Annotated in this window: 2 protein-coding genes and 1 pseudogene; all 3 read right to left on the reverse strand. The window is 63.3% G+C overall.

What is annotated here, in order from left to right; translation table 11 throughout:
- A partial coding sequence (locus AC1DWI_RS21450; RefSeq protein WP_477725707.1) for an aldehyde dehydrogenase family protein occupies window positions 1-355 on the reverse strand: 355 nt, incomplete at its 3' end.
- A gap of 149 nt (window positions 356-504) precedes the next feature.
- Window positions 505-1,608 carry an ABC transporter substrate-binding protein gene (locus AC1DWI_RS21455; RefSeq protein WP_477667819.1) on the reverse strand — a complete coding sequence of 368 codons (1,104 nt, stop codon included), beginning with the start codon at window positions 1,606-1,608 and terminating at the stop codon, window positions 505-507.
- A gap of 62 nt (window positions 1,609-1,670) precedes the next feature.
- Window positions 1,671-1,830 (reverse strand): annotated as a pseudogene (locus tag AC1DWI_RS21460) (ABC transporter permease); the annotation flags it as partial.

Here is a 1,830-nt window from a genome sequence, read left to right on the forward strand (position 1 = left end):
CGCCGTAGGCGATTTCGCCCTTGGCCTCGGCAAAGGGCTTGCCCTGCTCGGCCGTCATGATGCGGCCCAGGTCTTCCTGGTTGGCCATCAGCAGCTGGTACCACTTGAGCAGGATGGCGTGGCGCTCCTTGCCGGTCTTGCTGCGCCATGCGGGCCAGGCCGCGTTGGCCGCGGCAATGGCGGCTTCGGCATCCTGGGCGCCCAGGTTGGCCACATCGGCCAGCTTCAGGCCGGTGGCCGGGTCATTGACATCAAAGCGGGATGAACCGGCGACCCACTGGCCATTGATCAGGGCGTCGGTCTTGAAAATGCTGGGGTCTTTGAGAAGGGAGATGGGAGAAGTTTTCATGTCCATGTGCTGGTGTCCTAAAAACGGGGGGCGTGATGGAAAGCCCGGAACTGCTTTTATTCTGACAGTTTTCGGGTTTCCGGATGAAAGGAGGGAAATGCATGTGTGGGGACCGGTCAGCCCGTGTGGCTCGGCGGCTCTTGCCGGCCGGCAGGCTATTTCATGCGCTGGGCGAACTGTTTTTCCAGCTCGGCCCCGCTACCGCGTGTCCAGAAAGTGGGGTCAAAGGCGAGCGACCGGCGCATGTTGCCGGGCGCCGATGGCAAGTCGCTATTCGCCATGGACAGGTCCGTGACCGGTGCGCTGGCGGCGGGGCGGCTGCGACCGGTGTCGTAGCGCAGGATGGCGTTGAAGTGGGTGGGGCCATAGGGTATTTCGCGCGAAAAGGCCAGCTGCGCTTCTTCCGAGGTGGCGAAACTGACGAAGGCGCGCGCCAGCTCCCGCCTCGGCGAGCCCTTGATGATGACCCAATAGTCCAGTTCATACACGGCGTCCTGCCATGAGATGGCCAGCGGGGTGAGCCGCTCGCGGTTGGCCGCGGCGATGCGGCCATTGAAGGCGGTTGAGAGTGTGGTTTCGCCGGAGGCCAGGCGCTGGGGCGGCTGGGAGCCCGATTCCCACCAGACGATATGGGGCTTGAGCTGCTCAAGCTTGGTGAGAGCACGCTTGACGCCCGCCTCGGTAGCCAGTGTGGTGTACACGTCGCGGCGATGCACCCCGTCGGCCATCAGAGCGATTTCCATGTTGTAGCGCGCACCCTTGCGCAAGCCCCGCTTGCCGGGAAAGCGCTGCACATTCCAGAAATCCTGCCAACTGCGCGGTGTCTCCTTGAACCGGCCTGGGTCGTAGGTCATCACGGTGGACCAGACAAAAGCGCCGACGCCGCAATCCTGCACGGTACCCGGCAGCAGCATGCCGGCATGAGGAATGCTGGCGCGGTCAATGCGCTCGAACAGGCCGGCATCACATCCCGCCTTCAGGTCCGCGGACTCCACTTCAACCACGTCCCATTCGCTCTTGCGTTCGGTCACCATGGTCCGGACGGCCGAGAGCTCTCCTGAGTACTCGACCCCTCGTGCCTCGGTTTTGTAGGCTGCCTTGAAAGGCTGGATGAAAGCCACATCCTGGGCTTTGCCGTTGGCTCCGCCGAAGTTGGCGACGGTCAATCCCTGCATCGGCGCTTGAACAGGCGTCTGGGCTTGTACGGAGAGCGCCAGACCGAGTGTCATCACGAGTGTCTGTGTGTGGGGTGTTTTCATTGAGGCAGCGCTCCGGGTGCTTGAGGGCAGGGGTGTAAGTTTGTAGAGCCCGCTTGGGCTTGTCAGGCCCTGCGGCCGCSCAGCCACTCGAGCAGCAGTAAAAGGGTGGTGGTGAAAAGGATGAGCAAGGTGGCCACTGCCGCGATGGTCGGCGAGATGTTTTCCCGGATGCCGGTGAACATCTGCCTCGGCAGCGTGGCCTGGTCCGCGCCTGCCAGAAAC

It is taken from the genome of Polaromonas sp. P3_C2 (genome assembly GCF_056402675.1).

Coding starts and splice junctions, on each gene's coding strand:
- AC1DWI_RS21455 (WP_477667819.1), bottom strand. CDS start 1,608: ATGAAAACACCCCACACACAGACACTCGTGATGACACTCGGTCTGGCG.